This window comes from Variovorax glucosi (assembly GCF_051216695.1).
GTDB lineage: Bacteria > Pseudomonadota > Gammaproteobacteria > Burkholderiales > Burkholderiaceae_C > Variovorax.
The window spans coordinates 1-1,147 of sequence record NZ_JBPJZE010000270.1; the positions used below are offsets into that span (position 1 = coordinate 1).

Here is a 1,147-nt window from a genome sequence, read left to right on the forward strand (position 1 = left end):
CTCGCGGCTGGTAGTGCCGCGCACGATCGAGTCGTCGACCAGCAGCACGTTGCGGCCCTTGAATTCGCTGGCGATCACGTTCAGCTTCTGGCGTACCGACTTCTTGCGCACGCCCTGCCCCGGCATGATGAAGGTGCGGCCAACGTAGCGGTTCTTCACGAAGCCTTCGCGGTACGGCACGCCCAGCAGGTGCGCGAGTTGCGTGGCGCTCGGGCGGCTCGACTCGGGAATCGGGATGATCACGTCGATCTGGTTCGGCGGCACGGTAGACACCACGCGCTTGGCCAGCGTCTCGCCAAGGTTCAGGCGCGCCTGGTAGACCGAGATGCCGTCGAGCACCGAGTCCGGACGCGCGAGGTACACGAATTCGAAGATGCAGGGGTTCAGCGTCGGCGCTTCGGCGCACTGCATCGAATGCACGTTGCCTACGAGGTCGATGAACACGGCCTCGCCCGGGTTGATGTTGCGCTCGAACACATGGCCCGAGCCTTCCAGCGCGACCGATTCGCTCGCCACCATCACGGTGCCGTCGGCGCTGCGGCCCATGCACAGCGGGCGGATGCCGTACGGGTCGCGGAAAGCGAGCAGGCCGTGGCCGGCGATCAGCGACACCACGGCGTACGAGCCGCGCAGGCGCTTGTGCATGTTCTTGACCGCAGCAAACACCTCGGCCGGATGCAACGGCACGCCGCGCGAAGAGCGCTCCAGCTCGTGCGCCAGCACGTTGAGCAGCACTTCGGAGTCGCTCTCGGTGTTGGTGTGGCGGTGGTCGGTGGAGAACAGCTCCGAACGCAGCGCATGCGCGTTGGTCAGGTTGCCGTTGTGCACGAGCACGATGCCGAACGGCGCGTTCACGTAGAAGGGCTGGGCCTCTTCCTCGCTGTATGCATTGCCGGCGGTCGGGTAGCGCACCTGGCCCAGGCCCACGTTGCCCGGCAGCGCGCGCATGTTGCGCGTGCGAAACACGTCGCGGACCATGCCCTTGGCCTTGTGCATGAAGAACTTGCGTTCGAGCAAGGTCACGATGCCAGCGGCATCCTGGCCGCGATGCTGCAGGAGCAGCAGCGCGTCATAGAGCAGCTGATTGACGGGTGCGCTGCTGACAACGCCGACGATTCCACACATGAACGATTCCTCTCAGGGCAGG

The 1,147-nt window shown here is 65.6% G+C and carries 1 protein-coding gene; it reads right to left on the reverse strand.

The window, feature by feature from the left end:
* Nucleotides 1–1,125 (reverse strand): amidophosphoribosyltransferase (purF, locus tag ACSFA3_RS24875; RefSeq protein WP_435508028.1); only part of this gene is annotated, 1,125 nt, incomplete at its 3' end.
* Nucleotides 1,126–1,147 lie beyond the last annotated feature (22 nt).